At 58.6% G+C, this 280-nt stretch carries 1 protein-coding gene; it reads right to left on the bottom strand.

Annotation, left to right across the window (positions count from 1 at the left end; translation table 11 throughout):
- Nucleotides 1-25: 25 nt before the first annotated feature.
- On the bottom strand, nucleotides 26-280 hold a 255-nt coding region (locus tag AC1RPG_RS08720), incomplete at its 5' end, for a DUF1653 domain-containing protein (RefSeq protein ID WP_481762591.1).

The raw sequence follows: 280 nt of genomic DNA, 5'->3' as shown, positions 1-280 counted from the left end.
CGGTAAGCAGCTCCATGTTCACTCCTTATTGCGGCTCGTCAAAGATGGGGGCGAAGCGCGGGTCTCCGTTTTCAAGCGTCCCGAAGAACAGCTCATGAGGGCGGACCCACGTCTTTCGTTCATGCGGCCACACGTGTTCGTAGATCACCATCTCTTCCTGTGTCTCCGAGTGCGTGGCAAGTCCCACGAACTTGTAGAGACCACCTTTGTAGTGGCGATGCGTGGCCTCGCGCAACGCGCGCTGATGATCCAACTCGATCTGCACCGCGTCTTCCACGGC

It is taken from the genome of Dellaglioa sp. CoH-57-MRSF-18 (genome assembly GCF_056781995.1).
The sequence above is the reverse complement of the archived record's forward strand: the minus strand, read 5'-3'. Positions and strand labels throughout refer to the sequence as shown.